The organism is Achromobacter insolitus (genome assembly GCF_002209555.1).
Classification (GTDB): domain Bacteria; phylum Pseudomonadota; class Gammaproteobacteria; order Burkholderiales; family Burkholderiaceae_B; genus Achromobacter; species Achromobacter insolitus.
On sequence record NZ_NJIF01000015.1, the window covers coordinates 66,300 to 91,646 of the forward strand.

At 66.8% G+C, this 25,347-nt stretch carries 27 protein-coding genes and 1 pseudogene; 13 read left to right on the plus strand and 15 right to left on the minus strand.

Annotated elements, in window-relative coordinates:
• Positions 1–4: 4 nt before the first annotated feature.
• Both dsrO and CEY08_RS28680 read right to left on the minus strand, forming a co-directional pair.
• Complete coding sequence (gene dsrO, locus CEY08_RS28675; protein ID WP_082884745.1) at positions 5–775, minus strand: sulfate reduction electron transfer complex DsrMKJOP subunit DsrO; 771 nt, start codon at positions 773–775, stop codon at positions 5–7.
• A gap of 126 nt (positions 776–901) precedes the next feature.
• The gene (locus tag CEY08_RS28680) at positions 902–1,432 is read right to left on the minus strand and encodes a DNA-deoxyinosine glycosylase (protein ID WP_088607859.1); all 531 of its coding nucleotides are present in this window, start codon (positions 1,430–1,432) and stop codon (positions 902–904) included.
• A 168-nt stretch (positions 1,433–1,600) separates the two neighbouring features.
• On the opposite strand from CEY08_RS28680, the gene CEY08_RS28685 reads away from it, so the two are divergent.
• Positions 1,601–2,464 (plus strand): pirin family protein, encoded by an 864-nt coding sequence (locus CEY08_RS28685; protein WP_042793071.1) that lies wholly within the window; start codon positions 1,601–1,603, stop codon positions 2,462–2,464.
• Here the strand turns inward: CEY08_RS28685 and CEY08_RS28690 are convergent.
• Together CEY08_RS28690 and CEY08_RS28695 are read right to left on the minus strand one after the other, a co-directional pair.
• Positions 2,433–2,966, minus strand: a complete 534-nt coding sequence (locus tag CEY08_RS28690; RefSeq protein ID WP_232033741.1) for a hypothetical protein — start codon at positions 2,964–2,966, stop codon at positions 2,433–2,435. The genes CEY08_RS28685 and CEY08_RS28690 overlap by 32 nt on opposite strands.
• On the minus strand, positions 2,956–3,423 hold the full coding sequence (locus tag CEY08_RS28695; RefSeq protein WP_076812678.1) for a MarR family winged helix-turn-helix transcriptional regulator: 468 nt from the start codon (positions 3,421–3,423) through the stop codon (positions 2,956–2,958). The genes CEY08_RS28690 and CEY08_RS28695 overlap by 11 nt, the downstream gene beginning before the upstream one ends.
• A 216-nt stretch (positions 3,424–3,639) precedes the next feature.
• Here CEY08_RS28695 and CEY08_RS28700 point away from each other — a divergent pair, with 216 nt between their 5' ends.
• Positions 3,640–4,668: an AraC family transcriptional regulator gene (locus CEY08_RS28700; RefSeq protein ID WP_063960875.1), complete on the plus strand. Its 1,029-nt coding sequence runs from the start codon at positions 3,640–3,642 to the stop codon at positions 4,666–4,668.
• Between the two features lie 3 nt (positions 4,669–4,671).
• Here CEY08_RS28700 and CEY08_RS28705 read toward each other — a convergent pair.
• Both CEY08_RS28705 and CEY08_RS28710 read right to left on the minus strand, forming a co-directional pair.
• Positions 4,672–4,968: pseudogene (locus CEY08_RS28705) on the minus strand (NAD(P)-dependent alcohol dehydrogenase); the annotation flags it as partial.
• Positions 4,969–5,089: 121 nt separating this feature from the next.
• Positions 5,090–6,388 carry an MFS transporter gene (locus CEY08_RS28710; protein ID WP_084738524.1) on the minus strand — a complete coding sequence of 433 codons (1,299 nt, stop codon included), beginning with the start codon at positions 6,386–6,388 and terminating at the stop codon, positions 5,090–5,092.
• A gap of 96 nt (positions 6,389–6,484) precedes the next feature.
• On the opposite strand from CEY08_RS28710, the gene CEY08_RS28715 reads away from it, so the two are divergent.
• Positions 6,485–7,387 (plus strand): LysR family transcriptional regulator, encoded by a 903-nt coding sequence (locus tag CEY08_RS28715; RefSeq protein WP_076812674.1) that lies wholly within the window; start codon positions 6,485–6,487, stop codon positions 7,385–7,387.
• 5 nt (positions 7,388–7,392) lie between these two features.
• Here the strand turns inward: CEY08_RS28715 and CEY08_RS28720 are convergent, their stop codons facing one another.
• The 8 genes from CEY08_RS28720 to CEY08_RS28755 form a co-directional block, all read right to left on the minus strand.
• Positions 7,393–7,887 carry a hypothetical protein gene (locus CEY08_RS28720; RefSeq protein ID WP_076812671.1) on the minus strand — a complete coding sequence of 165 codons (495 nt, stop codon included), beginning with the start codon at positions 7,885–7,887 and terminating at the stop codon, positions 7,393–7,395.
• A gap of 303 nt (positions 7,888–8,190) precedes the next feature.
• A complete protein-coding gene (locus CEY08_RS28725) occupies positions 8,191–8,508 on the minus strand; it encodes a hypothetical protein (RefSeq protein WP_076812668.1) in 318 nt (105 codons plus the stop codon).
• A gap of 82 nt (positions 8,509–8,590) precedes the next feature.
• Entirely contained in the window at positions 8,591–9,487 is an 897-nt protein-coding gene (locus tag CEY08_RS28730) for a SphA family protein (RefSeq protein ID WP_088607860.1), read from the minus strand.
• Entirely contained in the window at positions 9,484–11,106 is a 1,623-nt protein-coding gene (locus CEY08_RS28735) for a phytoene desaturase family protein (protein ID WP_076812666.1), read from the minus strand. The genes CEY08_RS28730 and CEY08_RS28735 overlap by 4 nt, the downstream gene beginning before the upstream one ends.
• A 61-nt stretch (positions 11,107–11,167) precedes the next feature.
• The gene (locus tag CEY08_RS28740) at positions 11,168–11,695 is read right to left on the minus strand and encodes a flavin reductase family protein (protein WP_042796940.1); all 528 of its coding nucleotides are present in this window, start codon (positions 11,693–11,695) and stop codon (positions 11,168–11,170) included.
• Positions 11,692–12,933 (minus strand): styrene monooxygenase/indole monooxygenase family protein, encoded by a 1,242-nt coding sequence (locus CEY08_RS28745; protein WP_076812663.1) that lies wholly within the window; start codon positions 12,931–12,933, stop codon positions 11,692–11,694. Before CEY08_RS28745 ends, CEY08_RS28740 begins: the two co-directional genes overlap by 4 nt.
• Before the next feature lie 29 nt (positions 12,934–12,962).
• On the minus strand, positions 12,963–13,751 hold the full coding sequence (locus CEY08_RS28750; protein ID WP_063962193.1) for an SDR family oxidoreductase: 789 nt from the start codon (positions 13,749–13,751) through the stop codon (positions 12,963–12,965).
• 183 nt (positions 13,752–13,934) lie between these two features.
• Entirely contained in the window at positions 13,935–14,855 is a 921-nt protein-coding gene (locus CEY08_RS28755; RefSeq protein WP_063962192.1) for a LysR family transcriptional regulator, read from the minus strand.
• A gap of 125 nt (positions 14,856–14,980) precedes the next feature.
• Here CEY08_RS28755 and CEY08_RS28760 point away from each other — a divergent pair, with 125 nt between their 5' ends.
• From CEY08_RS28760 to CEY08_RS28770, 3 genes are all read left to right on the plus strand, one after another.
• Entirely contained in the window at positions 14,981–15,889 is a 909-nt protein-coding gene (locus CEY08_RS28760; protein ID WP_076812660.1) for an NAD(P)-dependent oxidoreductase, read from the plus strand.
• Between the two features lie 61 nt (positions 15,890–15,950).
• A complete protein-coding gene (locus CEY08_RS28765) occupies positions 15,951–16,916 on the plus strand; it encodes a Bug family tripartite tricarboxylate transporter substrate binding protein (RefSeq protein WP_076812657.1) in 966 nt (321 codons plus the stop codon).
• Between the two features lie 35 nt (positions 16,917–16,951).
• On the plus strand, positions 16,952–17,533 hold the full coding sequence (locus CEY08_RS28770; RefSeq protein WP_042793058.1) for an amino acid synthesis family protein: 582 nt from the start codon (positions 16,952–16,954) through the stop codon (positions 17,531–17,533).
• Positions 17,534–17,546: 13 nt separating this feature from the next.
• Here the strand turns inward: CEY08_RS28770 and CEY08_RS28775 are convergent, their stop codons facing one another.
• Positions 17,547–18,236 (minus strand): FadR/GntR family transcriptional regulator, encoded by a 690-nt coding sequence (locus tag CEY08_RS28775; protein WP_042793057.1) that lies wholly within the window; start codon positions 18,234–18,236, stop codon positions 17,547–17,549.
• 173 nt (positions 18,237–18,409) lie between these two features.
• On the opposite strand from CEY08_RS28775, the gene CEY08_RS28780 reads away from it, so the two are divergent.
• From CEY08_RS28780 to CEY08_RS28810, 7 genes are all read left to right on the plus strand, one after another.
• A complete protein-coding gene (locus CEY08_RS28780) occupies positions 18,410–19,981 on the plus strand; it encodes an amidase (RefSeq protein ID WP_076812654.1) in 1,572 nt (523 codons plus the stop codon).
• Between the two features lie 174 nt (positions 19,982–20,155).
• Positions 20,156–21,364, plus strand: a complete 1,209-nt coding sequence (locus tag CEY08_RS28785; protein ID WP_076812652.1) for an ABC transporter substrate-binding protein — start codon at positions 20,156–20,158, stop codon at positions 21,362–21,364.
• A 147-nt stretch (positions 21,365–21,511) separates the two neighbouring features.
• Positions 21,512–22,402 carry a branched-chain amino acid ABC transporter permease gene (locus CEY08_RS28790; protein WP_082884742.1) on the plus strand — a complete coding sequence of 297 codons (891 nt, stop codon included), beginning with the start codon at positions 21,512–21,514 and terminating at the stop codon, positions 22,400–22,402.
• 2 nt (positions 22,403–22,404) lie between these two features.
• On the plus strand, positions 22,405–23,385 hold the full coding sequence (locus tag CEY08_RS28795; RefSeq protein WP_042793055.1) for a branched-chain amino acid ABC transporter permease: 981 nt from the start codon (positions 22,405–22,407) through the stop codon (positions 23,383–23,385).
• Positions 23,385–24,122, plus strand: a complete 738-nt coding sequence (locus tag CEY08_RS28800; RefSeq protein ID WP_084738661.1) for an ABC transporter ATP-binding protein — start codon at positions 23,385–23,387, stop codon at positions 24,120–24,122. The genes CEY08_RS28795 and CEY08_RS28800 overlap by 1 nt, the downstream gene beginning before the upstream one ends.
• Positions 24,115–24,849 (plus strand): ABC transporter ATP-binding protein, encoded by a 735-nt coding sequence (locus CEY08_RS28805; protein ID WP_042793054.1) that lies wholly within the window; start codon positions 24,115–24,117, stop codon positions 24,847–24,849. Before CEY08_RS28800 ends, CEY08_RS28805 begins: the two co-directional genes overlap by 8 nt.
• Entirely contained in the window at positions 24,849–25,346 is a 498-nt protein-coding gene (locus CEY08_RS28810) for an ureidoglycolate lyase (RefSeq protein ID WP_076812649.1), read from the plus strand. Before CEY08_RS28805 ends, CEY08_RS28810 begins: the two co-directional genes overlap by 1 nt.
• The last annotated feature ends 1 nt before the right edge of the window (position 25,347 follow it).

Genomic DNA, 25,347 nt, shown 5'->3' on the forward strand with positions numbered 1-25,347 from the left:
TGGCTCAATGGCCGCCAGCCAGCCGCACGCCGGCCTGGCCGTCGACCTGATGGACGAACGCATCGGGCAGGCCGATGTAATAGACGTGGGGATCGGTCTTCATCTCGGGCTTGAGCACCTTGATGTCTTCCTTGTGCTCGACCAGCAACCGGGAGATGGCGCTGTCCGGATCGTTCAGGTCGCCGATGACGCGCGCGCCGCCCACGCAGCTTTCCACGCAGGCGGGCAGCAACCCCGCTTCCAGGCGGTGCTCGCAGAACGTGCATTTGTCGGCGGTCTGCGTTTCGTGGTTGATGAAGCGGGCGTCGTAGGGGCAGGCCTGCACGCAATAGGCGCAGCCCACGCAGCGTTCGTTGTCGACCAGCACGATGCCGTCTTCCCGCTGGAAGGTCGCCTGCACCGGGCAGACCGGCACGCAAGGCGGGTTGTCGCAGTGATTGCACAGGCGCGGCAGCATCACCATGGACGCCGGTCCTCCGGCGTCGGGCACGACTTCATATTGCAGGACGGTGGTGCGGAACTGTCCGATGGGCGGCAGGTTCTCCATGGAACAGCTGACCGTACAGGACTGGCAGCCTATGCATTTGCGCATATCCACGACCATGCCGTAGCGCTTGCCTGCCATTCCAGGACGGCGCGGCGGCTGGCCGTTCATGCCGGTGGCCTCCGCGCGGATGGGAATCACGGTGGCCGCGGCCCCCAACCCCAATAAGCCCTTCAAAAAGCCTCGTTTACCCGGTAGCGGCGGTTCCGGGGGGCTGGCGGGGGTGCTCATAGTGCTTCTCCAAGCGTTAATTCTGTTACGGGAATTAACTTATCACTTGGAGTTATATAGAGGCTTGATAAGTATCAAACCGGGGACGGATTGCCGTCAATAATCGCCGCCAACGTCCGCGGCGGCTCAATCGGTGAGCGTCAGCGCCCTGCTCCAGGCCGCCAGCTTGCGTTCGAACGACGCCGCCGCATGCGCCGGGCTGGTCGACGGCAGGTCCACGTATCCCAGCGGCACGGCGAGTCCGGGCAGCACGTGGCGGCGGTACAGCGCCGCGGCCTTGGCGCCATTGAAGCAGACTCGCACAATGGCCGGGTGGCGTTCCAGGAACGCGGCGAAATCGTTGGCGACCAGGGTGTCGCCACGGATGTCGGCGTCCAGGCTGCCGGGACGTTCGCAGGCCTGCAGCACGTCCCACAAGGCAATGCGGGCAGCCTGCAAGGCCTGCAGACGCCGCTGGTAATCCAGGCCGGGATCGAAGCCGAAGACGCTAGCCGCGATAGGCCAGAAGGCGTTGCGCGGATGCGCGTAATAACGGCCCTGCCTGAGCGATGCCACGCCGGGCATCGAGCCCAGCACCAGCACGCGCGCGCCAGCCCCCGCCACTGGGGCGAACCCCTGTACCTGATCGTTGTTGCCGCCCGCCTGGGCTGTATGCATACCGTCTTCCATGTCCGAAGGATACGCCAGCCGCAAGTTCCGCCCCCACTGTCCGATGCATGGAACAGTGCTTATCAATGCCAGGGACTACCGCCGAAGGGGTTGCGCCCTTATCTTCTTAGTTATGACGAACGGCCCCGCTGGGGCCGCGCAACAGGAAATACGACCATGAAGAAGATCCTCGGATTGCATGCCAGCCCCCGTCCCCACTGGGTGGGCGACGGCTTCCCGGTGCGCTCCATGTTCTCCTATAACGACAAAGGCAAGAACACCAGCCCGTTCCTGCTGCTGGACTATGCAGGCCCTGCACAGTTCGAGCCGGCCGAACATCCGCGCGGCGTCGGGCAGCATCCGCACCGCGGCTTTGAAACCGTGACCATCGTCTACAGCGGCGAAGTCGAGCACCGCGATTCCACCGGCAACGGCGGCGTCATCGGTCCCGGCGACGTGCAATGGATGACGGCGGCCTCGGGCATCCTGCATGAGGAATTCCATTCCCACGAATTCACCCGCAAGGGCGGAGAACTGGAAATGGTGCAGCTCTGGGTCAACCTGCCTGCCAAGGACAAGATGGCGCCGGCCGGCTACCAGGGCATCCTCAACGCGGACATCCCGGCGGTGGATTTGCCGGACGGCGCAGGCACGCTGCGCGTCATCGCGGGCAACTACGCGGGCCATGCGGGACCGGCGCGCACCTTCACGCCGATGGACGTGTGGGACGTGAAGCTGGCCGCCGGCAAGTCGGCGACCTTCCCCGTGGCCGAGGGCCGCAACAGCATGTTGGTGGTGCTGCGCGGCACCGTGCTGGTCAACGGCGAAACCGTGGCCCGCGACGCACAGCTGGCGCTGTTTTCCCTGGAAGGCGAGGACATCACCGTCGAAGCCAACAACGACGCGATGTTCCTGGTGCTCAGCGGCGAGCCCATCAACGAACCGGTGGTCGGCTACGGCCCCTTTGTGATGAACTCGCAGGCGGAAATCGTCGAAGCCATCCAGGACTTCAACGCCGGACGCTACGGCAAGATGCACTGACGCAACCGGACCGCCTGGTTTCCTGTCCCGCTACGGGTGGCGGGAAGCTAGGCCCCTGCTCCTGCGGACGCCGCCGCAGGCGCCCCAGGCGCAGGCCGTCGCGGATGTTCAGTCCGATCAGCGCGAGGTTGGCGGCGCCCGCCGCCAGCTCCAGCGCCTGCACCGCATAGAACACTCCGTCAAACCGCCCCGCCTGCGCGCGCATCGCCAGGAACACCGCCGCCGGCACGAGTACCAACAGGCCGTTGGCCGCGATGAAGGGCATGCGCCCGCGCTTGGCCTGCAAGAGCGGATGTTTGCCCTTGCCGGCCATCATGAAGCCGCTCGCGGCGGTAAGCACCATGACGGGCACAAAGCCCAGCAACGCATACGCAATGGCAAGCTTGACCTGCGCCACTGCGCCAGCCGCCAGGAACAATTCGGACACCGCCGTCGATATCCAGAATGCTGCCAGAAACAGCAGCGTCAGAATGGCCGCGGCCGCGTGGATTCTATGTTTCATGATCTTGCTCCGATGACGCCGGGAGGTGCGCGGCCAGCAAGCCCGACAGCACCTTCCCTGCCGTGTCCAGCTCCGTCGCGCTGAAGCCGCCAGCCAGCTGCCGCGCACGCTCCTTCCAGCGCGCGTCGATGGCGCCATACACGCGCTGCCCCTCATCGGTCAGCCGGTACAACGGCGAGCGCTTGTGCTGCGGGTTGGGACGAACTTCGACAAGCCGCGCCTCGGACAGCAGGTTGAGCTGCTTCTGCGCACCCTGGCGCGTCACGCCCATGGCGGCGGCGACCTGTGGCGCGCTAAGCGGCTGGCCGGCCAGCGCCAGGGCGCCCAGCATCTGCCAGCGCGCGCTGGTCAGCGCCTGGGGCGCGACGAAGGCATCGCCCCAGTCCAGCAGCGCGCCGTTCAACTGGAACAAGGTCAGGATGACCCCGGTGAGCCGTTCTTCCTTGGTCGGTTGCATAGGCGGACTCCATGGCTTTTGTTAAATTGACAACCAGTTTCCATTAATGGAAACCGGTTGTCAATATGCGCTGGCAATGTTTTTCTGCGCTGTATGGATAGCCGCCGCAATATGCGGATAGAACCCCCTGCGCCTGGACGGGTTTTCCACCAGTCCGCCCAGTCCGGCCCAGCTTTACTATCAGAGCCTTCAAGGCCCCGGCAGTGGAGTCCCCCCATGCTCGACATGACGCAATCCGCCCTCAGCACTTCTTGGCCGCCGGCCGGACCGCGGGTCGAGTCGGTCCTGGGCCAGCCAGCGCAACAGCTGTTCGCCTCCGGCGACCTGGACGAAGCTCGATCCATGGTCGGCCGGGTGATGCGACCGCACCATCTGGGCGTGGTCGGCGCCGTGCAGCGCCTGGATGCCCGCATGCACCACCAGCCCCTGGGCGAGGTCTCTCTGAATCGCCTGCGCTATGGCGCGAACGTCGAGATCCGCCCCGGTCCGCTGGAGGACTTCTTCCTGGTGCAGATGCCGCTATCGGGCTGTGCCCGCATCAGCAGCGGCCCCCAGCAGCTGGATTCGACGCCGGAGGTCGCTTCGGTCGTCAGCCCGGACGACGACTTGGCCATGCGCTGGGCCGACGACAACGATCAGTTCATGCTGCGCGTGGGCCGCTCGCTGCTGGAACGCACCCTGGTGGGCCACCTGGGCTGTGCGCTGGACCGGCCGCTGCGCTTCCAGCTGGGATTTCGCTGGCGCGAATGCCCGGCCTGGCGCTGCCTGATGAGCTATCTGCTGGACTGCTCCACGCAGCACGCGAACCTGGCCGAGCACAAACTCATCGTGCATCAGATGGAACAGCTGGTCGCCGCCACCTTGCTATCGGCCCAGCCCCACAATTACACCGGCGCCCTGCCCGGCCGCCGCGGCGCGGTGCTGCCGCGCCACGTACGCAGTGTCCAGGACTATCTGCAGGCGCATGCGCATGAGCCCGTCAGCGCCGAGCAGCTGGCGCGCATCGCCGGCGTCAGCGTGCGCAGCCTGTACGCGGGGTTCAAGGAATTCCTGGGTGTGAGTCCCATGCACTACCTGCGCGACCTGCGCATGGAGCGCGCGCACGCCGAGCTGGTGTCCGGCGAAAGCCGCAACATCGCCGGCGTGGCACTGCGCTGGGGCTTTGCGCACATGGGGCGCTTCAGCGCCGGCTACAAGGAACGCTATGGCGTAAGCCCCAGCGAGAGCCTGAGGCGGCGTGGCTGAAACCTACCCAGCCACGGCACCCGCAAGGCTGGCGGTATCGATCACGAATCGGTCCCTCACATCGCCTTTGAGCATGCGTTCGTAAGCCTCGTTGATCTCGTCCGCGCGGGTCATCTCGATGTCCGCGACAACGCCGTACTCCGCGCAGAAATCCAGCATCTCCTGAGTTTCGGGTATGCCCCCTATCATCGAACCCGCCAGGCTGCGCCGCTTCATGATCAAGGCGAACACGTCGGGCGCGTCATGCGGCGTAGCCGGAGCGCCCACCGGCGTCATTGTGCCGTCGCGCTTGAGCAGCGCGAAGCGCTGCGCAATCGGCGCAGTGCTGGCAACTGTCGACGATGCAGCCCACGCCGACCCATGGATTCGAGAGGACGCTCGGCCGCTAGGGCGCCGTAGGCGATAGTGCGACCCTGTGCCCTCACACAGCAGATGCAGGGACACGCGGCGTTCTCGCGGCCAATACGGCAGAAGCCGCCAGCAGCGCGGCGCTCATCAAGAAAGTGCTCCGATAGCCGTAGCGATCGAACACCAGGCCACCCAAGGTGGACCCCAGCGCGATCGACGTCTGCACCACCGCAACGAACAGGCTGCCTCCTGCCTCGGCGTCGCGGGGAAAAGCCCTGGCGATCCAGGCCCACCAGCCGACTGGCGCGGCGGTCCCGGCCAATCCCCACAGCGCCAGCAATGCGACGACGGCGGCGCTCCAGCCTCCCAGGGACACCAGAGCCAAGGCCGTGGCGGCCATCAGCAGCGGAATGCCGATCAGCGTCTGGTAGAAGCGCCATTGCAATACCCGGCCGATGAACACGGTGCCGATAAATCCCGCCGCGCCTATGACCAGCAGAATGAACGAAATCGTGCCGCCATGCACGCCGGTGGCCGTCTCCAGGAACGGACGCACATAGGTGAACAGCGAAAATTGCCCCATGAACAACAGGCTGCTGGCCAGCATGCCCGCGGCGACTCCCCGACGCTTTAGCAGCAGGAATGGCTTGAACGCCTGGCCGCCTCCGGGGGAGCGTCCCGCGGCAGGCAAGGACGGCAAGGTGATCCACTGCCAGATCAACGCGATCAGCGCGATCGGCACCAAGCCCAGAAAGGCGCCGCGCCAGCCGACGACCGCGCCAAGATAGGCGCCCAAGGGCGCCGCCACCACGGTCGCCAGCGCATTGCCGCCGTTGACGACCGCCAGCGCCCGTGGCACCTGACGCGACGGCACAAGCTGGATGGCCGTAGCCGCAGACAGTGACCAAAAGCCGCCTACGACCACGCCGATGAGCGCCCGCCCCAGCATGTAGGTGACGTAGTTTGGCGCCAGCGCGACGATAGCGCCGGACGCGCCCATCGCCATCGTCAGGCCGAGAAGCAGCGGCTTGCGGTCCAGGCCGCCTGCCAACCCGGAAATAAACAAGCTGGTCAGCACGGCGAACACGCCCGAGATGGCGATCCCCCGCCCCGCCATGCCTTCGGTGATGCGCAGGTCGCTGGCAATGGGTGTCAGCAGGCTGACAGGCATGAACTCCGATGCGATCAGCGCGAAAGCGCACACCGCCAGGGCATAGACCGCTCCCCAGGACGGCCGCTTCACGCGGTCGTACAGATCCACATGGCCCGCGCCGAGTACCCGGACCAATTCTTTCGGCTCGGCAGCCCCGTTGCAGGCATCCACGCTGCACGCCCTGGAATGGGCCGAAGTGGTTTGTTCGAGCTTTTTCATAGCTCCTATTTTTGCCAGCCAAGATCTTGTTGACTAGCTAATGAATGCTTAATTGGTCTATAAGCTAGACTAATCAACAAGTACGGAATACCAGCAATGGGCCGGCGCAACCTCAACGATCTCTTTTACTTTGTCACCGTGGCGCGCGAAGGCAGTTTCACGCGGGCCGCATCATTGCTCAACGTGACACAGTCGGCGCTCAGCCAAGCCATCAGCGGACTGGAAACGCGCTTGCAAATCCGCCTGCTCACGCGGACCACGCGCAGCGTTTCTCCCACCACGGCCGGCGAACGCCTTCTTAATGCCATCGGGCACCGGTTCGATGAAATCGACGCCGAGCTGGACCTGTTGACCGAGCTGCGCGACAAACCCGCGGGCACGGTTCGCATCACTTGCGGCGACCATGTGCTGCATAACATTCTGCTGCCCAGGCTCACGCCACTGATACGCGAGTATCCCGACATCAAGCTGGAGTTCGACGTGAACTACGGCTTTCGCGACATCGTGGCGGATCGGTTCGATGCAGGCGTGCGGATGGGGAAAACCATCGACAAGGACATGATCGCCATCCCCATCGGCCCCCCCATGCGACTGGCGGTGGTGGGATCCCCGGGGTACTTCGACATTCATCCGATTCCCAAGGTGCCCCAGGACCTGACCTCCCACCCGTGCATCAACCAGCGCATGCAAAGCTCTGGCGGGCTGTACGTCTGGGATTTCGAGCGGCGTGGCCGCAAGGCCAATGTGCGCGTGGACGGCCCGTTGATCTTCAATACCACGCAGCCGCAGATAGATGCGGCGCTCGCGGGCCTGGGCCTCGCCCTGCTGCCCGACGACGAACTGGCGCCGTATCTCGATGAGGGCCGGCTGGTGCGCGTGCTGGAGGATTGGTGCCCGGCATTTGAGGGCTACCACCTGTACTACCCGAGCAGGCGCCAGCCTTCGCCTGCGTTCGCCCTCGTCGTGGATGCCTTGCGCCTTGGCCGGCAGGTGCGCTAGATCCGTTACTTCGCCTTCGCAGACCGGTTCTGCGCCAGGATCTCGCGGGCGAGCTGGTTGATCCTCGGCGCGGCCTTCATGGCGCCATCCTTGTGCTGCGTGAGGAACTGGCGCAGGTAGTACTGCTCCAGCACACAGGGATTCGCATTCTTACCCGTGAATGGGGTGTGGGCCTCAATAAGCTTGCCCGCATGCGCCTGCTCGGCAAGGGTGCGCTTGCGCATAGCCTGGATCCTCCCCGCGACGGACTTGAGTCCATCCTGGGATCCCAGGCGCAGCGCGAGCCTTGTGCGCAGCGCGGCTGGATCCTTGGGCGCCTTGGCCAGATCCGTACCCAGGTTCGCTTCAGCCAGGGACATGGCCACCAGCCCCTGGACCTCGGGAGCGTCGGGCGGATACAGCTTGCAGGCGCCGATAAAGCCGATGTGCGTGGCCGCCTTCTCGCCCAGCGACTCCTGCTCGCCTTCGTCCCCCATCCGGAAGCCCTGCGAATTGCGCATCGGCTCCTGCACCTCAAAGCCGCTGCTGGGTTTCTGCGCTGCGGCAAACCCGCCACACAGGCAAAGCGCCAACGCCCACGCCCCTCCTTTCATCGTTCCCCCCTTGATCGCCCGTATGCGCCCCCGGCGCGGATTTTTTCTTACGCCGAATGCTATTCCAACATCGGTCGGCCGGTGCAAGGGATGCCGGCGGGCAGATCCCGGCGGTTGCGCTCGAACAACGCCTGAGTTCCGCGTCGCTGACCGCTATGGCGCGGAGCTTGAATTTCTACGAAACTCGCGCGCGGGGAAGCCGCCTCGCTGCTACGGTTGCTCCACCCAGGACGCCATCGCGTCCTCCCGGAGCCAGAGGCGCCAGCCATGCCGGTAGGCATGCTGCAGATAGGGCCCGCGCAGGATGCGCGGTTCGCTGTCGGAGGACTGCTCCGCGCCCAGCAAGTGCAGGACCTGGGTCCAGTTCGCCAACTCGCCCCTCCCGCCCCGCAAGGCCGCGTCCGCGAGTTGCCCGGCCTGTTCCACCGATCCGGCGCGCACCAGGAAGCAGGTGTCCGCGCCATTCGGCCCGCCGTGATAGGGGTCTTCCGATTCGTTGCCCCAGCGTATCGCTTCGTACAGATTCATGTCCCGATCCTGTTCAATCCACGGCGGAACGATACCAGCAGACAGGCGCCGGGCCGGGACCTTTGCACTGGCGTCGATCGCTTTAGAACGGTATCCCCAGCTTCACATAAAGCTGCGCGCCCTCGGGCCGGTTCTTGACCTTGAAGTCCTGCTGCCACTTGGCGGTGAACAACCAGCCGCGCTCGTTCATGTAGCGCACCGAGGGGCCGATGCCGAAGGCGCGGGCTCGGCCGGCGGCGCTGTTGGGGCCGCTATCGTCCGTGACTTGCTGGAAGGCGTAGCCGCCCACCCCCAGCACCCAGCCCTTGCCCACGCCCCAACCCAGCGCGTAGTCCGCGTGCAGGGCCTGGCCTGAACGCGTGTCGGTGGCGGAATTGGTGAAGTTGAAGTCGTACATCACTTTCAGGTCGGCGTTGAAGCCGTCCGGACTGATCCGGCTCAACGCGAAAACCGGCTGCGCGGTCCAGTAGTTCTTGCCCAGGCTGGACGGGTCCTTGCGGTCGTACTCGCCGGTGGGCGCGTACATGTCCAGCCCCACCACGTAATGCAGGCTTTCAGACGGGTGATAGCCCAGCGCCACGCCCAGGGTCATGTCGCCCAGGCCGGTGCTGCGGTTGCGCTGCCCGGCGGCCTTAGCGGTCACGTCCAGCAACGGGGCAATGGCGTGGAAGGCCAGTTGTCCCCCCATGACCTGCTGCTGCGTGACCCAGATCAGGCGCGGCGCCAGCACGTTGACGTCCACCTTGAAGCCGGGGACCGGCACGCGCTCGCCGTCGTTGCCGCGCAGCGTGTCGTAGCGCGCCCCGCCGGCATAGACCAGCATGTGCACGCCGGGCGGCGGCAGCGCGCCCGACATGAAATTCTCCAGGCCGTCCGGATAGATGCCCAGCCCGCCTCCCTCGGTAGCGTGCGCCCCCGCGCCGGCCAGCGCCAATGCCATGGCGCAGCCCAGCCGCCGCAGTTTCAAGTGTCTGCTCATGTTCCGCTCCTGCCCCGGCGGGGCGCTAGGTGTTGCGCGACGAGATAGCCGGAGCCGCCGCCCAGGCCAGGACCTGGATGGGTGGAGGCTCCGATGTGAAAGAGATTGCAGAGCGGCGTGCGGTGGCCGCGCGCGCCCTGTCCGCCGGCAAAGGGGCGCAGCCAGAAAAACTGGTCGGGCGAACACACGCCTGAATAGGGATCCCCTCCCACCAGATTGCAGTTCAGGCCTTCCAGATCCGCCGGCGAGTACGCGCGGCGGCCAACGATGCGCCCCGCCAGACCCGGCATCACGCGCTCCAGACGCGCCTGCACGCGGTCGGCCATCGCCTCGCGCAATACCGGATTCCAGCGGCCATCAGGGGGTGCGGCCAACTCGCCCGCAGCGTCGCCTTTGACCCGCGCCGGCAGTTCCTGCATCTGCACCCACAGGATCCAGCCGCCCGCCGGCGCGCGCGAGGGATCGACCGCCACCGGCTGACCGATGGCCAGCGTGGGACGCGCGGGCAGCAGGCCGTTGTTGGCTTCGGTCACCGAGGCACAGACTTGTTCCATGCTTTCGGTCAGATGCACCAAGGGCACGTGGCGCAGTTCCGGCGTCAGCCAGTCCGGCGGCGCGTTCAGGGCGAAATGGATCTGCATGCCTCCACGGCCATAGCGATAATTCGCTGCGCGATCGCGCAGCGCCGGCGACGCATCAGGCAGCAATTGCCCGTACAACTGGCCTGGCGCCACATTGCAGACCACCGCCTCGGCCGCGCGGTACTGGTGTCCGGCGGCCACCACACCCACCGCGCGGCGGCGCCGGCCTTCGCCGCTGGTGATAATGCGGTCGACCTGGGCGCCCGTCTGCAGGCGGCCGCCGTGCCGTTCAATGACGGCGGCCAGCGCATCCACCACGCCGCTGCCGCCGCCCTTGACCACCGGCATGCCGCCTGCCACCACCGCCGCGAAGGTCAGCTTGCCGATCAGCGCTGAACAGGCATCGTCCGGCCCCAGACCGGTATGCAGCACCCAGGGCGCGATCAGCGCCCGCGCCGCGTCCGATTGCAGGGCGCGTTCGGACCAGCGGCGAAAGCTCTCCATGGAATCGGCGGCGAAGGCGGCCAGGCCGTCCATGCCGCGCTTGCGCCATTCGCCGAACAGCAGCTTGAGCATGCCGGCGCCGTAGGGGTTCTGGCCCAGCAGTCCGAAAGTCAGCGCGGCGTCCTCGCCGAACAGGCGCTGCGCCATGGCGCCGAAGGCCGCGCCGTCGCCGGGCGCCCAGGCATCCAGCCGCCGCGCGCTGTCCGCCACGTCCTGCTTCAAGGCCAGGCCCGAGCCATCCGGCAGCACCAGGCCGGTGGAATACTCGCCCTGCATGAATTCCAGTCCGGCCTCTTGCAGCGCGGGCTTGAGCGCCGCATAGGCCGGGCTGCCCACGAACAGCGGATACCAGCAGGACAGCACGTCGTGGCGGTAGCCGGGAAACAGTTCCTCGGTGCGGATGCATCCGCCCAATCTGTCGTTGCGTTCCAGTACCAGCACCGACTTGCCGCGCAGCGCCAGCAAGGCCGCGCACACAAGCGAATTCATGCCGCTGCCGACAATAATGACCTGCGCCTCTGACTCCAGGGGCATGATGCGCTCCAATGAGATGCGGGCCGCTGGGCCCTGTACGCTGAAAAACCTTGCGCAGCGCCTAGGCGGCGGTCAGCGCGGTAAAGCGCCCGGCATGGAACACCAACGGCGTGGCCGCCACGCTCGCCACGCGCAGCACCCGGCCGAACAGCAGCAGATGGTCGCCCGCGGGGCTTTGCTGATCGTTGGCGCAGACCAGCGTGGCCACGGCCCCCGCGATGGCGGGCACGCCTTCCGGCACATCGTGCACGGGCGCTCCCGCGAACTTGTCCGGTACCGCGGAGCTGGCGAAACGCAGGGCCAGTTCTTCCTGGCCACAGGCCAGCACACTGATGGTGAAGTGGCTGCAATCGCGGAACGCCGCCAGGTTGGGCGAATGGTTCACCAGGCTCCACAGCACCAGCGGCGGATCCAGGGACAATGAGGCGAAGGAGTTGATGGTGAGCCCGACCCGGCGGCCGTCCGGACAGCGCGTGGCCACGATGGCCACGCCGGTCGGGTAGCTGCCGAGCACGCCGCGCAGGACCTTGGGATGCAGATCGGTGCAGCCCCAGTCCAGGGGCAGGCCCGCCGCGCAATCCGCCGTCATGCCGCCGCCCGCGCCGGCTGCGCCGCGATAAACGCTTCGCATGCCGTCGCGTCGTCCCACCAGGGAAACAGCGACGGTGGATGGTTGAAGCCGTTGGCGATGATGCTGGCCAGCGCCGGCGTGTGGTCCGCGGCCTGCAGCAGCTTGAGCAGGTGCGGGGCTGGCGGCAGCAGCATGGAATTGGTCCATTCCACCACCGCGCCGGCGTAGTCCCAGAAGCGCTCGAACGTACGCTGCATCCATTCGGCGGTGAAGCTCGCATCGCCATGCGCCAGGATCGCGTCCAGATAGACGGCGCATGCCTTGGTGGCGTTGTTCGACCCTTGTCCCGTGATCGGGTCGTTGGTCACCACGGCGTCGCCCAGCCCGAACACCAGCCGGCCCGACGGCAAGGCGAGCACGGGCTTGCGCACCGTGGGCGCGAAGCTGCCGGCCAGAATGCCGTTGTCATCGGTCAGTTCCACCGCCGCGCACCTATCCGCCTCCCAGGGCAGATAGGTGCGCAGAATATTGAGGCTTTGAGCCAGGTGCTCTTGCGGCGATTTGACGTCGCGCCAGCAATCCATGGCACCGCCGGGCACCCCCTCGAACACCATGATCTCGCAGGGGCCGCTGTGGGTCAGCGCCGGAAACACGAAGTACTCGCCCACGCCGGGAATCAGGTTGAAGGCGACCCGCGAATGCTCCGGCGCAGGACGCATGCCATGCACATAGGTCAGCGCCAGCGCGCGCTGCGGCCGGTCAAAGCGCGAGCGCAGCGCGTCGCGCTCGAACAACTTGACCACGTCGCCCTTGCCGGCGGCCAGCAGCACCAGGTCGTGCGATGCCGCCAGCAATTCCAGTTCGGCCACGCCGCCGTCCTGGATCAGCAACCGGCCGCCGCGCGCGGCGAACAGTTCCATCCAGGCCGGCATCTTGATGCGCTGGTCCACCGCCTGTGCGGGCCTGTCCAGGCGGGCGACCCAATCGATCAGCTTGTGGCCCGGGCGTTCGGGATGCGGTATCGCCAGGCCTATGCCGTCCACCGTCGGACACTCGGCCTCCCACTGGTTCAAGCCCAGGTCACGTTCGATCTGCAACGAGGCATCGAACATGCATTGGCTGGACATCACCTTGCCGCGGCGAATGTGGTCAGGTTCGCGGTTGGTGACCACGGTCACCTCATAACCCTTGTCCAGCAGTCCCGACGCCAGGGGCAGACCCGCCTGCCCTCCACCCACGATTGCGATTCGACGCATGTTTGTTCTCCTTTCGATGTGAGCAGGCGCTAGGCAGCCAGGCGCGGGATCGCGGGCTTCGCCTGTTCGGGACCCATGGCGGAATAGCCGCCGTCCACCGCGTAATCCGCGCCGGTGACGAAGCTGGCATGGTCTGAAAGCAGAAAGGCGACCACCTCGGCCACTTCCGCCGGATCGCCGGCGCGCCCCAGCAGGTGATAGTCCGCGGCGACGCTATCGGTCTTCGCGCGGTCGCCCTGCGTCAGCTCGTCCATGACGCGCGACCAGGTCCAGCCCGGCGACACAGAGTTGACGCGTATCGCGTCCGCGGCATAGTCCATCGCCAGGCTGCGTGTGACCTGCAATAGCGCCGCCTTGGAGACCGGATAAAGCCAGCGCCCGGTCTGCGCGACGCGCGAGGAAATACTGGTGAAATTGACGATGGCGCCGCCGCCTGCGGCAACCAGGTGAGGGTGGACCGCGCGCGCGGCCATCACCGCGCTGACCACATTGACGTCCAGCGCGCGCAACCAATCGGCGCGCCCCGATGCGGCGCCATCGTCCAGGTAGGTCGCAGCCAGGTTGACCAGGAAATCGATGCGGCCGAAATGCGCGGCGGCTTCGGCCACGCCGCGCTCGAGCTGCGCGTCGTCCGCAATGTCCACCGGCCAGAACCGCGTGCCTGCGGGATCGACGGCCGCCACACGCTCGCCGCCGGCGGCGTCGATGTCGAACAGCGCCACGCGCACGCCCTTGGCCCGCAGCACCGCGACCACGCCCGCGCCGATCAGCGTGGCGCCGCCCGTCACAATGGCCACTTTGTTGTCCAGACCCTTCATCGCATCACCTCACCGTTCGCTGATTGAGTGAAGCGAATACTGAAGCCGCGTGCCGACGCCGCGTTAGCCGGATCTGGCCGACGCTATCCGCAAACTGCGCTTATTGAGCGCAAACTTGATCCAGGTCCAGCCGGCGTGTCCGGAAACTGCAGCGCCTGTCCGTTCCTTGCGGCGCCAGCCAGCTTAAGTAGCAGGCCGGTCGCGGCCCGCCTTGCGCGTCTTGCGAGCGTGCTCTTTGATGAGACGCACGAAACGCTGCACCTGGCGGCTGGGACGATCAAAACGCGAACGCACCAGGCTCAGCGATAGCGGGATCGACTCCCTGAGCGGCCGGGTCACCACGCCGGGCCACCCCTGCTCACCGACCGAGAACTCATCGACGATCGCCACGCCCGCGCCGACGCGCACCAGGGCGCAGGCCAGTTCGGCGCGCACGATTTCCACCGCGGCGTTCCAGCTGACGTTGGCGCGCTGGAACGCCGCGGCCACCAATTGCCCGAATGGAATATTGCGGGCATACAGGATGAGCCTGCATTCGGCCAGTTCGGCCAGGCTGACCGCCGGCTGCGAGGCCAATGGGTGCCCTTGTGGCAGGATGCAGATCATCTCGCCGGTGGCCAGCGGCTCCACCACCAGGTTGGGATGGTCTATGGGCAGGACGGACACGGCAAGTTCCGCCTTGCGTCCCAGCAGTTCGTGCGCCATGTCGGACAGCAGCGTGGTGTGGAACTTGAGCCTGACGTTGGGGTACAGCTCGAGGTACTGCGCAATGACCGGCGGCACGAAATTCAGCGCCAGGCTGGGACTGGAGCACAGCGTCAAGGCGCCCTCGGGGCGCTCGGCCAGATCGCGGGCCAGCTCGTCGATGCGCACGGCCTCTTCGAACAGCGCCCCCACTTCCTGGAACAGACGCTGCGCTTCGGGAGTGGGAGTGAGCTTGCCCTTGTCGCGTTCGAACAGTTGCAGGCCGAGGCTTTGCTCGGTGTGGGCGATAAGGCGGCTGACCGCGGGCTGCGACACAAACAGCAACTTGGCGGCGCCATTCATGGACCCGGTCAGCATCACCGCCCGGAACACCTCCATCTGCCTGAGCTTGAAACGCATGGCTAATCCGATAATCGTTTGTTATATCCCCTGGCCAACTTAGCATAACCGCGGCAATCAGGCATTTATTAGCATTCCAGATGGCTCCTGGCGCACATTCCAGGATGATTCGATAAAGGGAATGCATGACACTGACAGTAGGATTCGTCGGCCTGGGCATGATGGGCCTGCCCATGCTGGACAACCTCGCCCGCGGCGAGGAACGCTTCAACATCCTGGCCTATGACCGCGACCCCGCAAGACTGGAGCGCCTGGCCGGACACCCGGCCTGGAACAAGACGCTAAAGCCGGTCGCCAGTCCGCAGGCGCTGGCCGATTGCGACGTAGTCATTACCATGCTGCCCGATAGCGCCATCACCAATGCCGTGATCGAGGGCGAAAACGGACTGGCGAGCGTGATGCGCGCCGGTTCAGTGCTGCTGGACATGGGGTCGTCCAACCCCGCCGAGACGCTGCGCCTGGCCCCGCTCCTGCGTGAAGCCGGCGTTACGCTCATCGACGCGCCCGTATCGGGCGCGGTGGCCAAGGCGGCCTCCGGCACGCTGGCCATCATGGTGGGCGCCGACAAAGACGGCCTGGAGCGCGTGCGCCCCCTGCTCTCGCGCATGGGCGCCTCGCTCATCCACACAGGCGCCGTGGGCTCCGCGCACGCCATGAAGGCGCTGAACAACTACGTCTACGCGGCTGGCCTGCTGGCTGCCAGCGAGGCGCTGCTGATCGCCCGCGGCATGAATCTGGACCTGGACGTTTTCACCGAAGTGCTCAACGCCTCCAGCGGCCGCAATGTGGCCACCGAAACCAAGCTGCGGCAGTTCATCGTGCCCGGCACCTACAACGGCGGCTTCGCCCTGGCGCTGATGGCCAAGGACCTGCGCACCGCCGATGCGCTGCAGACGCTGGCAGGCGTGTCGGCCTCGCAGTTGTCGCTGTGCACGGCGCTGTGGCAGCGCGCGCTCCAGGACATGCCCGCGGGCGTGGACAACACCGAGATCCACCGCTACCTGGAACGGCTGCAGGCGCCGGCGCCGGCCTGAAGCGGCTGCTGCCTGCGACAACGACAACGACAACGACAACGACATTCCACAGGAGACAACGATGAAACGATCCGCCGCCGCGCTTGCGCTGGCGCTCGGGCTGGGCGCGCCGCCGCTGCCCGCTGGCGCCGCGAGCTACCCCGACCATCCCATCCGCATGGTCGTGCCCTTCCCTCCGGGCAGCATCACCGACGTGGTGGCTCGCAGCCTGGGCAAAGCCATGGCCGAGGACCTGGGCCAGCCCATGGTGGTGGAAAACAAGCCCGGCGCCAACGGCATCATCGGCACACACGATGTGGCCCGCGCCAAGGCCGACGGCTACACGCTGGTGGTCGTGGGCGTCTCCACGGCGGCCAGCGGCGTCAGCCTGTTCAAGGACTTGCCCTACAACCCCGCCACCGATCTCACTCCCATCGGCGCGGTCGCCGAAACGCCCTACCTGCTGGTGGGTTCGCCCCGCATGCCCGGCACCAAGGTATCGGATCTGTTTGCCTATGGCGCCCAGCATCCGGGCAAGCTGACCTATGCCTACGGCTCGGGCAGCGCGCAGGTGTTCGGCGCCAAGCTGGCGGCCATGGGCAAGATCAACGTCACGCCGGTCCCCTACCGCGGCGGTCCGCAGGCGCTCACCGACGTCATCGGCGGCACCGTCGACCTCACCTTCACCGACCTGGCCAACGGCCTGCAGCAGGCGCGCGCCGGCAAGGTCAAGACCTACGGCGTCAGCACCCCGGAACGCTTTCCGTTGGCCCCGGACATCCCCACGCTCAACGAGACCGGCGCGCCCGGCTTCGACTTGACGGTGTGGTTCGGCCTGATGGGCCCGGCCGCGCTGCCCGCGCCCGTGGTCGAGCGCCTGTCGCAATCGCTGGGCAAGGCCTTGGCCAGCGAGGAACTCAGGCAGACGTATGCCCGCCAGGGCCTCACCGTCAAACAGCAGACCCCGGCTGAATTCGGCGGTTTCGTACGCGCCGAGATCGACAAATGGGCGGCCATCGTCAAGGAAACCGGCATTCCGCCGCAATGACCTATCCCTTTCAACCGTTATCAGGAACTTCCCGCATGTCGCTGATCGATATCCGCAAACGTTGCCTCATTGTCGAGACCACCTTCCACGAGAACGGTCCGGCGCCCGAACGGCCGTTGAAGCTGGCGGCCTCCTGCGCCGTCATTCGCAACCCCTATGCCGGCCGCTACGAGCCGGACCTCATGCCCTTCATGGCCGAACTGCGCACCCTGGGCACGCTGCTGGCGACCGAACTCGTCGACACGCTGGGCGGCAAGGAGAATATCGAGGTGTACAGCAAGGCCGCCATCGTCGGCCTGGACGGCGAAATGGAGCACGGCGCGGTCTGGCACGAGGCCGGCGGCTGGGCCATGCGCAGCGTGCTCGGCGAGCCGCGCGCCATGGTTCCCGCCGTCAAGGCCGTGGCGGTGGCTGGCTACCGCATGATGGTGCCGGTGCATTACATCCATGCTTCGTATGTGCGCAGCCACTTCAACAGCATCGAGATCGGCATCCAGGATGCGCCACGCTCCAATGAGATCCTGTTCGCGCTGGTCATGGGCACCGGCGGCCGCGTGCATTCGCGCCTGGGCGGCTTGACCAAGGAAGCGGTCACCGTGCACGACGGGCAGCGCTGAGTCCGCGCCGCGCCTAGGCGCCCGGGATCGTCAGCGACAGGCCGGCCCGGTCGGCCACGTTGCAGATGTGGGCGCGCATGGCCCGGCGCGCGGCTTCGGCGGAACCCGTGGCCAGCGCGTCGATGATGGCTGCATGCTCGCGTATCGGCTCACGCACGCGCGCGGGGTCTGCGAACGCCACCTGGCGGCTGCCGTCGACCACCTCGGCGATATTCTCGGCCAGGTCCAGCAACATGGGACTGCCGGCGATTTCGTACAGGCAGGCGTGGAAGGCGCGGTCCCCTTCCGACATCGCCACGAGGTCGCCGGCGTCAGCAGCCTGCTCCATGTGCGTAATGGTGGCCCGCAGGCGGGCGAGCCCCGCCTGCGTGACAACGCCCGCCGCCAGGCCGGCGGCCAACTCCTCCAGCTGGTTGCGCACCAGGTAGACATCGCGCAAGGCATAGCGGCCCTGGAAGCGCCAGCGGCCGTAGGCGCTGCCCAGGCCTTTTTCCCCGGGCCGGGCGATGAACACGCCGCGGCCCGCTTCGCTGCGCAGCAAGCCCAGCCCTTCCAGCATGGTGATAGCCTCGCGCAATGAAGCGCGGCTCACGCCGAGCTCTTCGGCCAGCTGGCGTTGCCCAGGCAGCTTGCCGGCTTCCGCCCAGTCGCGCTGGCGGAGGCGGGCCTGCAACTGCTGGGCTATGTGTTCGACGGTGTTCATCGCGGAATTCTCAAGGCATGGGCGCGCGGCGGCCGCCCCGGTTGGCGTTGACAGCCATATACTGCCTGGGCATTATGACATTCAACTGGTCTGACCGGTTAGGATAACGCCGTACTGCAAAGCGCCCCGGCACGCCCGCGGCCCCACGCCCTTTCTTGCTCAAATCGCCGCTCATGACCGATCTCTACGACCGATTTGCCCGCGCCGTCGACGCCATGGCCCGACTGGCCGACTACCCCTATTCCGAACGCCGCCAGGCCTGGCTCGACCGCCTGCGCGTCAACCTGCCCGAACTGGCCGTGCTGGACACGCTTGCGCCGGACACGGAGCTGGGCTATCTGGCGCCGCCGCCGGCCGCGCCGGCCGAACGATTGCCCGCGGCCCAGGCCGGCCGGGGTGTCGCCGTATCGCGGCATGCGCGCGGCATCGCCGCCATCGCGCGCGAATGCCGCGAGGACCCGACGCGCGGGGCCGATGCCGCCAAGGCCGCGCTGGCAGCGGCGCGCCAGCAGGCCGGCCTGAACGCCTTCATCAGCCTGTCCGACACGCCGGCGCTGGACGGCGCCGCCGCAGCCGCCGCGCGCAAGCTGCGCGAAGGCGCGGCCATGCCGTTGATGGGCGTGCCAATCGCCGTCAAGGACCTGATGCAGGTCGCGGGCTTTCCCCAGACCAACGGCAGCGGCGGACTGAAGCCGCCGCCTGCCCTGCGCGATGCGCTGGCGGTGGCACGGCTGCGCGAGGCCGGCGCCCTGGTTGTGGGCACCGCCAATCTGCATGAACTGGCCTACGGGATCACCAGCGAAAACCCCCACTACGGCTGGGTGGGCAACCCGCGCGAGCCGGGCTACACCGCCGGCGGTTCCAGCGGCGGCTCGGCCGCGGCGGTGGCTGCCGGCATCGTACGCCTGGCAGTGGGCACCGACACCGCCGGCTCCATCCGCATACCCGCCGCCTGCTGCGGCGTGGTGGGCTTCAAGCCCACCTTCGACGCCATTCCGCGCGACGGCGCCCAGGCGCTGGGCGCGAGCCTGGACCACCTGGGGCCCATCGCCGCCAGCGTGGCGGACGCCGCCCTGGCCTATTCCATCATGTCGGGCCAGGCCGAACGAACCGTCAGCGCCGGCGCGCTCACGGGCCTGCGCGTGGGCGTGCCGCGCAATTATTTCTACGACCCGCTGGCGGAAGACGTGGCGCAGGCGGTCAACCGCGCACTGGCCCTGATGCAGGCCGACGGCGCCACGCTGGTCCCCCTAGACCTGCCCGGCGTCGAACACAGCGCGGCGCTACAGTTCGCCACTCTCTGCAGCGAAGCCACTGACCTGCACTGGCGCCGGTTGGTCGACCAACCCGAGACCCTGGGCGACGACGTGCGCGTGCGCCTTGAAATCGGCCAGTTCTTCCCGGCCGCCTGGTACGCGCGGGCGCAACGCGGCCGCGCCGCGCTGGCGCGCATGTTCGACCAGGCGATGCAGTCGGTGGATGTGCTGGTCACCCCCACGCTGCGCATCGAACCGCCGCGCTCTGGCGCGGGCGCGGTGTCCCTGGCCGGCCGCGAAGTGCCGCTGCACACGGCCGTCACCGGGCTGACCATGCCCTTCAACCTCACCGGCATGCCTGCGTTGACGCTGCCTTGCGGCAATGGCCGCAATGGCCTGCCGCTGGGCCTGCAGATCGCTGGCGCGCGCGGCGCCGACTGGCGCGTGCTGAACACGGCCGCCCGCATGGAGAATCTGCTGGCCGCGTAAGGCCTTGCGGCCCGGGCCAGCTCTTGCGGGCACGGGCCTGGGCTTGCATGCTGGAAACCCCTAACTGGTCAGACCGGTACTACAGGATTACAAACAAGCAGACTTCCCGCCCGCCGACGCTTCGCCCGCGCGAGTGGCGGCATCGCCGCAGATCCTTTCCAAAAGGAAACCACGATGAAACTGCTCCGCTTAGCCGCAGCCGTATCCGCGGTCGTTCTTGCCTCTGCCGCTCATGGCGCCGATCCTGTCGTCATCGGTGTCAGCATCGCGCAATCTCCGCCCGGCTCGGTGGTGCAAGGCACCCAGGTGAAAGACGGGGTGGAAATCATCGCCAAGATGATCAACGACAAGGGCGGCGTGCTGGGCCGGCCGCTGAAGATCGTCTATGAAGACAACCAGGGCATTCCGGAAAAGGGCCGCGCGGCAGCCGAGAAATTGATCTCGCGCGACAAGGTCGTGGCCGTGACGGGTGGACACCAGAGCTCGGTCTGCCTGGCAGAGATCGAAGTCGCGCACCGCTACAAGGTGCCCTACGTCAACACCAATTGCTGGTCGGACGATGTGCGCGCCAAGGGCTATCCGGAAGTCTTCAATCCGGCCAACTACAACACCCGCGTCTCCAGCGCCATGGCTGACACCATCGCCGCGCTGAAGGTCAAAAGCGTGGTGGCCTTTGCCGAGAACACCGACTACGGCATCGGCCAGGCCAAGCTGCTGGGCGAATTCCTGAAGAAGGCCGCGCCGCAGACCCAATATAAATACGTGGCGCTGGACCGGGCCGGCAAGGATTTCACGCCGGCCGTGCTCCCCTTGCGCGGCAGTCCGCCGGATCTGGTGGTCAACATCATGTTGCCGCCGGCGGCCTACATCCTGATGAATCAGCTGTATGAACAGGGCGTGGCGCCCAGCGCCAAGACCTGGTTCTACGACGGCGCCGGCATCGCCGACTATCCCGACTTCTGGAAGAACGTGAAGGAAGCTGGCAAGTACATGCTGGCCTTCGGCCTGTATCACCCGCAGATGCCCATGCCGCAACTCGGCATGGACGTGGCCGCCACCTACCAGAAGCAGGCCAAGACCGAGCCCAACCGCCTGATCTTCCAGGCTGCGGATTCGGTGCTGCTGATTGCGCGCGCCATCGAAGAGGCCAAGTCCACCGACAGCGCCGCCATCATCAAAGCGCTGCAGGGCATGCAGTTCGAAGGCGTGCGCGGCAAGTTCGGCTTTTCTCAACAGCCGGGCTACACCTACCAGCAGTGGGTCGACATTCCCTATGTCACTTACCAGTTGACCGAAGTGGACCAGCCTCTGAGCAAGACCACGCTGATTCAGGCTAGCGGACAGCCGCTGCAGGTCGACAAACTCGTCAAGCCTGCCAAGTAACGGTGCCCCCACGCCGCGCCTTCGGCTTGCAGCCCCCCGAGGGGGCGCTTTTCGCCTTGGGGTGGCGCGGCGGCAAAAAGGACCGGATCGCCTCCACAGCATGACCGCAACACGCCGGGGCCTGGCCCCGGCGCCAGGGAGAATCGAGTGCTGGCATTGGACTTGTTCGTCAATGGCCTGATCATCGGCCTGTACTACGCGCTGATGGCGGTCGGCTTGACCATGATCTTCGGCATCCTGAAGGTCGTGAACTTTGCCCACGGCGAGTTCTACATGATCGGGGCCTACACATACACCTTGGTCTCGCTGGCCCTGGGCGTGCCGCCGTGGCTGGCGCTGCCGGTGGCTGCGGCGGCCGGGGCGCTCCTGGGCTGGGCCACGGAACGCTGGCTGATGCGCCCGCTGTATGCGGGCTATGGTTCCTGGGGCCTGATGAAGGATGAATACGCGGTGGTGGTCACTTTCGGCCTGTCGCTGCTGCTTATCAACCTGGTCGACAAGGTCGTGGGCCCCTACCCCATGCGCGGCCCGGCGCTCTCGGACGTGACGCGCATGGCCGTCGGTCCCTTCATGATGAGCGGCCAGAAGCTGATCACCGCCGGCCTGTCCATCGTGCTGCTGGTGGCGCTGGCGCTCTTCATCAAGCGTTCGCTGTGGGGACGGCAGGTGCAGGCGGTGGCGCAGAACCGGCTGGGCGCATCCATCGCCGGCATCGACACGGCGCGCGCCAGCAGCATCATCTTCATGGCTTCCGGCGTGCTGGCGGCGCTGGCCGGCGCGCTGCTCGCGCCAGTCATCAACCCCGCGCCAGACGTGGGCGCGTTTCCGGCGATCAAATCCTATGTGATCGTCGTCATCGGAGGCATGGGCTCGATCCCGGGCAGTATCGTGGCCGCGCTTGCGCTGGGCGTGCTGGAGAGCTTCGGCGCGGTCTACCTGTCGTATGACTACCGCGACACCTTCGGGTTGGCGCTCCTGATCCTGATCCTGCTGTTCCGGCCCAAGGGCCTGTTCGGCGAACGCGCGCGGGAGGTCTGACCATGGAACCGCTAGCCCATCCCAATCTGCTCGCCAACAAGCTGACCCAGGAAATGCGGTTGTCGCTTGTGTTCCTGGCCGTGCTGGCGCTACTGCCCCTGGGCGTGTCCTCGCCGTACTGGCTGGGCGTGCTGATCGTCAGCATGTACTTCGCGATGCTGGCCTGCGGCTGGAACCTGCTGGCCGGCTACGCGGGGCAGTTCTCGCTGGCGCCGGCCGCCTTTGCCATGCTGGGCGGCTACACCACCGGCCTGCTTGCCTTCCATTGGGGCGTGCCCCTGTGGCTGGGGCTGCCGCTGTCGGCCGTGCTGCCGGGATTGGTCGGACTGGCACTGGGCCGCATCGTCCTGCGGCTGTCCGGCCCCTATCTGGCGTTGACCACCCTGTCCTTCGCCGAGATCGTGCGCCTGGTGATCTACAACTCCATCGATTTCACTCGCGGCGACCAGGGCCTGCACGTGCCCGCGCTGCTGGAAAGCCGGGTGGGCAATTACTACCTGTTCCTGGCCGCGCTGGCGGCAATCACGCTGCTGATCTACCTGCTGCTGCGGGCGCGGCCTGGCCGTTTCCTGCAGGCCATCCGCGACGATGAGATCGGCGCCGCCAGCCGGGGCATCGACGTGGTGCGCTACAAGACGCTGGCCTTCCTGATCAGTTGCGCCATCTGCGGCTTCGCCGGCGGCCTGTACGGCACCTTCGCGCAACTGGTCAGCCCGGAACTGGGCATCGTGACGCAGACCGGCATGGTTATCGCCATGGTCGTGATAGGCGGCATGGGCACGCTGGTCGGACCGCTGCTGGGCGCGGTGCTGGTGTATGTCGCCTCCGAATTGCTGCGCGACGCGGGCAATATCCAGATGATCGTCTTCGCGCTGCTGGTAATCATCTTCGCGCGCTTCTTCCGCGAGGGGTTGTGGGGACTGGCGCGCCGCGCCGCCCTGCGCCGCTCGGCCGGCGCCAACGCCAGCGCCAGGGGGGCCTGATGGCATTGCTGCAGATCTCCGGAATACAGAAACGCTTCGGCGGACTGCTCGCCGTGAACGGCGCGGGCATGGACGTCGCCGACGGCGAGCTGCTGGGGCTGATAGGCCCCAACGGCTCCGGCAAAACCACCCTGCTCAACGTCCTGTCCGGCCACCTCGCGGCGGACGCGGGCGAGGTGCGCCTGGATGGCCGCAGCGTCATGGGCCTGAACCCCACCCAGCTGACCCGGCTGGGTGTGCTGCGCATGTTCCAGATGACCCGCGTCTTTAACCGCGTCAGCGCCTACGACAACCTGATCGTGTGCGGGCTGGCCATGGGCCTGGCGGAGGCAGCCGCCAGCCGGCGCGCGCTGGAACTGCTGAACGAATTGAAGCTTGCGCATGTCATGCACCTGGACGCCGGGCAATTGTCGGGCGGACAGAAAAAACTGCTGGAGTTCGGCGCCTGCTTCATGGTGCCGCCGCGCATCGCATTGCTGGACGAGCCTTTCGCCGCGGTCCACCCGGTCATGAAGGAAACCATGTCGGAATTCATCCGCCGCCGCAACCAGAGCGGCCAGGCGTTCATCCTGGTCAGCCATGACATGCCGGTGGTGGTGGACCTGTGCCCGCGTTCGGTGTGCATGAACGCCGGCCGGGTGTTGGCCGATGGCCCGACGCAAGAGGTGCTGCGCGCGCCCGAGGTGATCGAGGCTTATCTTGGCGAAGAGGGACAAGAGGAGCAAAGCCATGCCTGACTCGCTGCTGGCCATGGAAGGCGTCACCGCCGGCTACATGGGCGACATCGACGTGCTGCGCAACGTCTCGCTCACGGTCCAGGCCGGTCGCATCAGCGGCCTGATCGGCCTGAACGGCGCGGGCAAGTCCACGTTGATGAAGGCGATCTGCGGCTTCCTGCGGCCGAAGTCCGGCCGCGTGACGCGTGCCGGGCGCGACATCTCGGGCCAACCGCCGCACCGCATGATCGACGACGGCCTTTGGTACATTCCGCAGGAATCCAGTCTCTTTCCCTACCTCACGGTGGAGGAGAACCTGCGCCTGCCGCTGGAGGGCCGGCGCAAGCGCTACGGCGGCGTCCTGGAAGCGCGCTACTCGGATACGCTGGAGCGCTTTCCGGTGCTCAAGCAAAAGCTCAAGGACCAGGCCGGCAACCTGTCGGGCGGCCAGCAAAAGTCGCTGGAGTTCGCCAAGGCCTACATGGTGCAGCCGGAAGTCTGCCTGATCGACGAACCCAGCATCGGGCTGGCGCCGCGCGTGGCGGCCGAGGTGTTCCAGTGGATCCGCGCATTCGCCGACGCAGGCATGGGTATCCTGCTGGTGGACCACAACGTACGCCGGGTCGTGTCCATGTCCAACCACATCTACGTGCTGAGCCTGGGCGAAATCACCGCCTCCGGCTCACCCGAGGACTTCGCCGGCGACCTGCACGAACAGGTGCGCGAATGGCTGGGGATCAACTTCTGATGAGTGCCCGGATCCTGACCGCGCAACCGCTGACCGCCGCCGCCTTTGCGCCTTATGGCGAGGTCATCAGCAGCGCAGGCCGCGCGGGCCGCGCCATCAATGCGGGCACTTCGCTGCGCGTCGAAATGGGCGATCCCGACATCGTGGACGCGGGCGGCCGTCCATCGCTCGCGGTTTTCCGCGCGCAGGCGATCACCCTGCCTTTTGCCGCGCGCATGCTGGAACGCCACCGGCTGGGCAGCCAGACCTTCCTGCCGCTGGCCGGCACACGGTATGTGGTGCTGGTCGCGTTGGGCGCGGACGCGCCCGACCTGGCGACGCTGCAAGCTTTTATGGCGGGCGCTGGCATGGGCATCACGCTGCGCAGGGACGTCTGGCATCACCCCCTGATGGCGCTGGCCGAGGGTGAGTTCGCCGTGCTGGAACGCGCAGGCCCCGCGGTGGATTGCGAAATCGTGGACCTGCCGGACGCGCCCTGGACGATACAGGCCGCCTGAA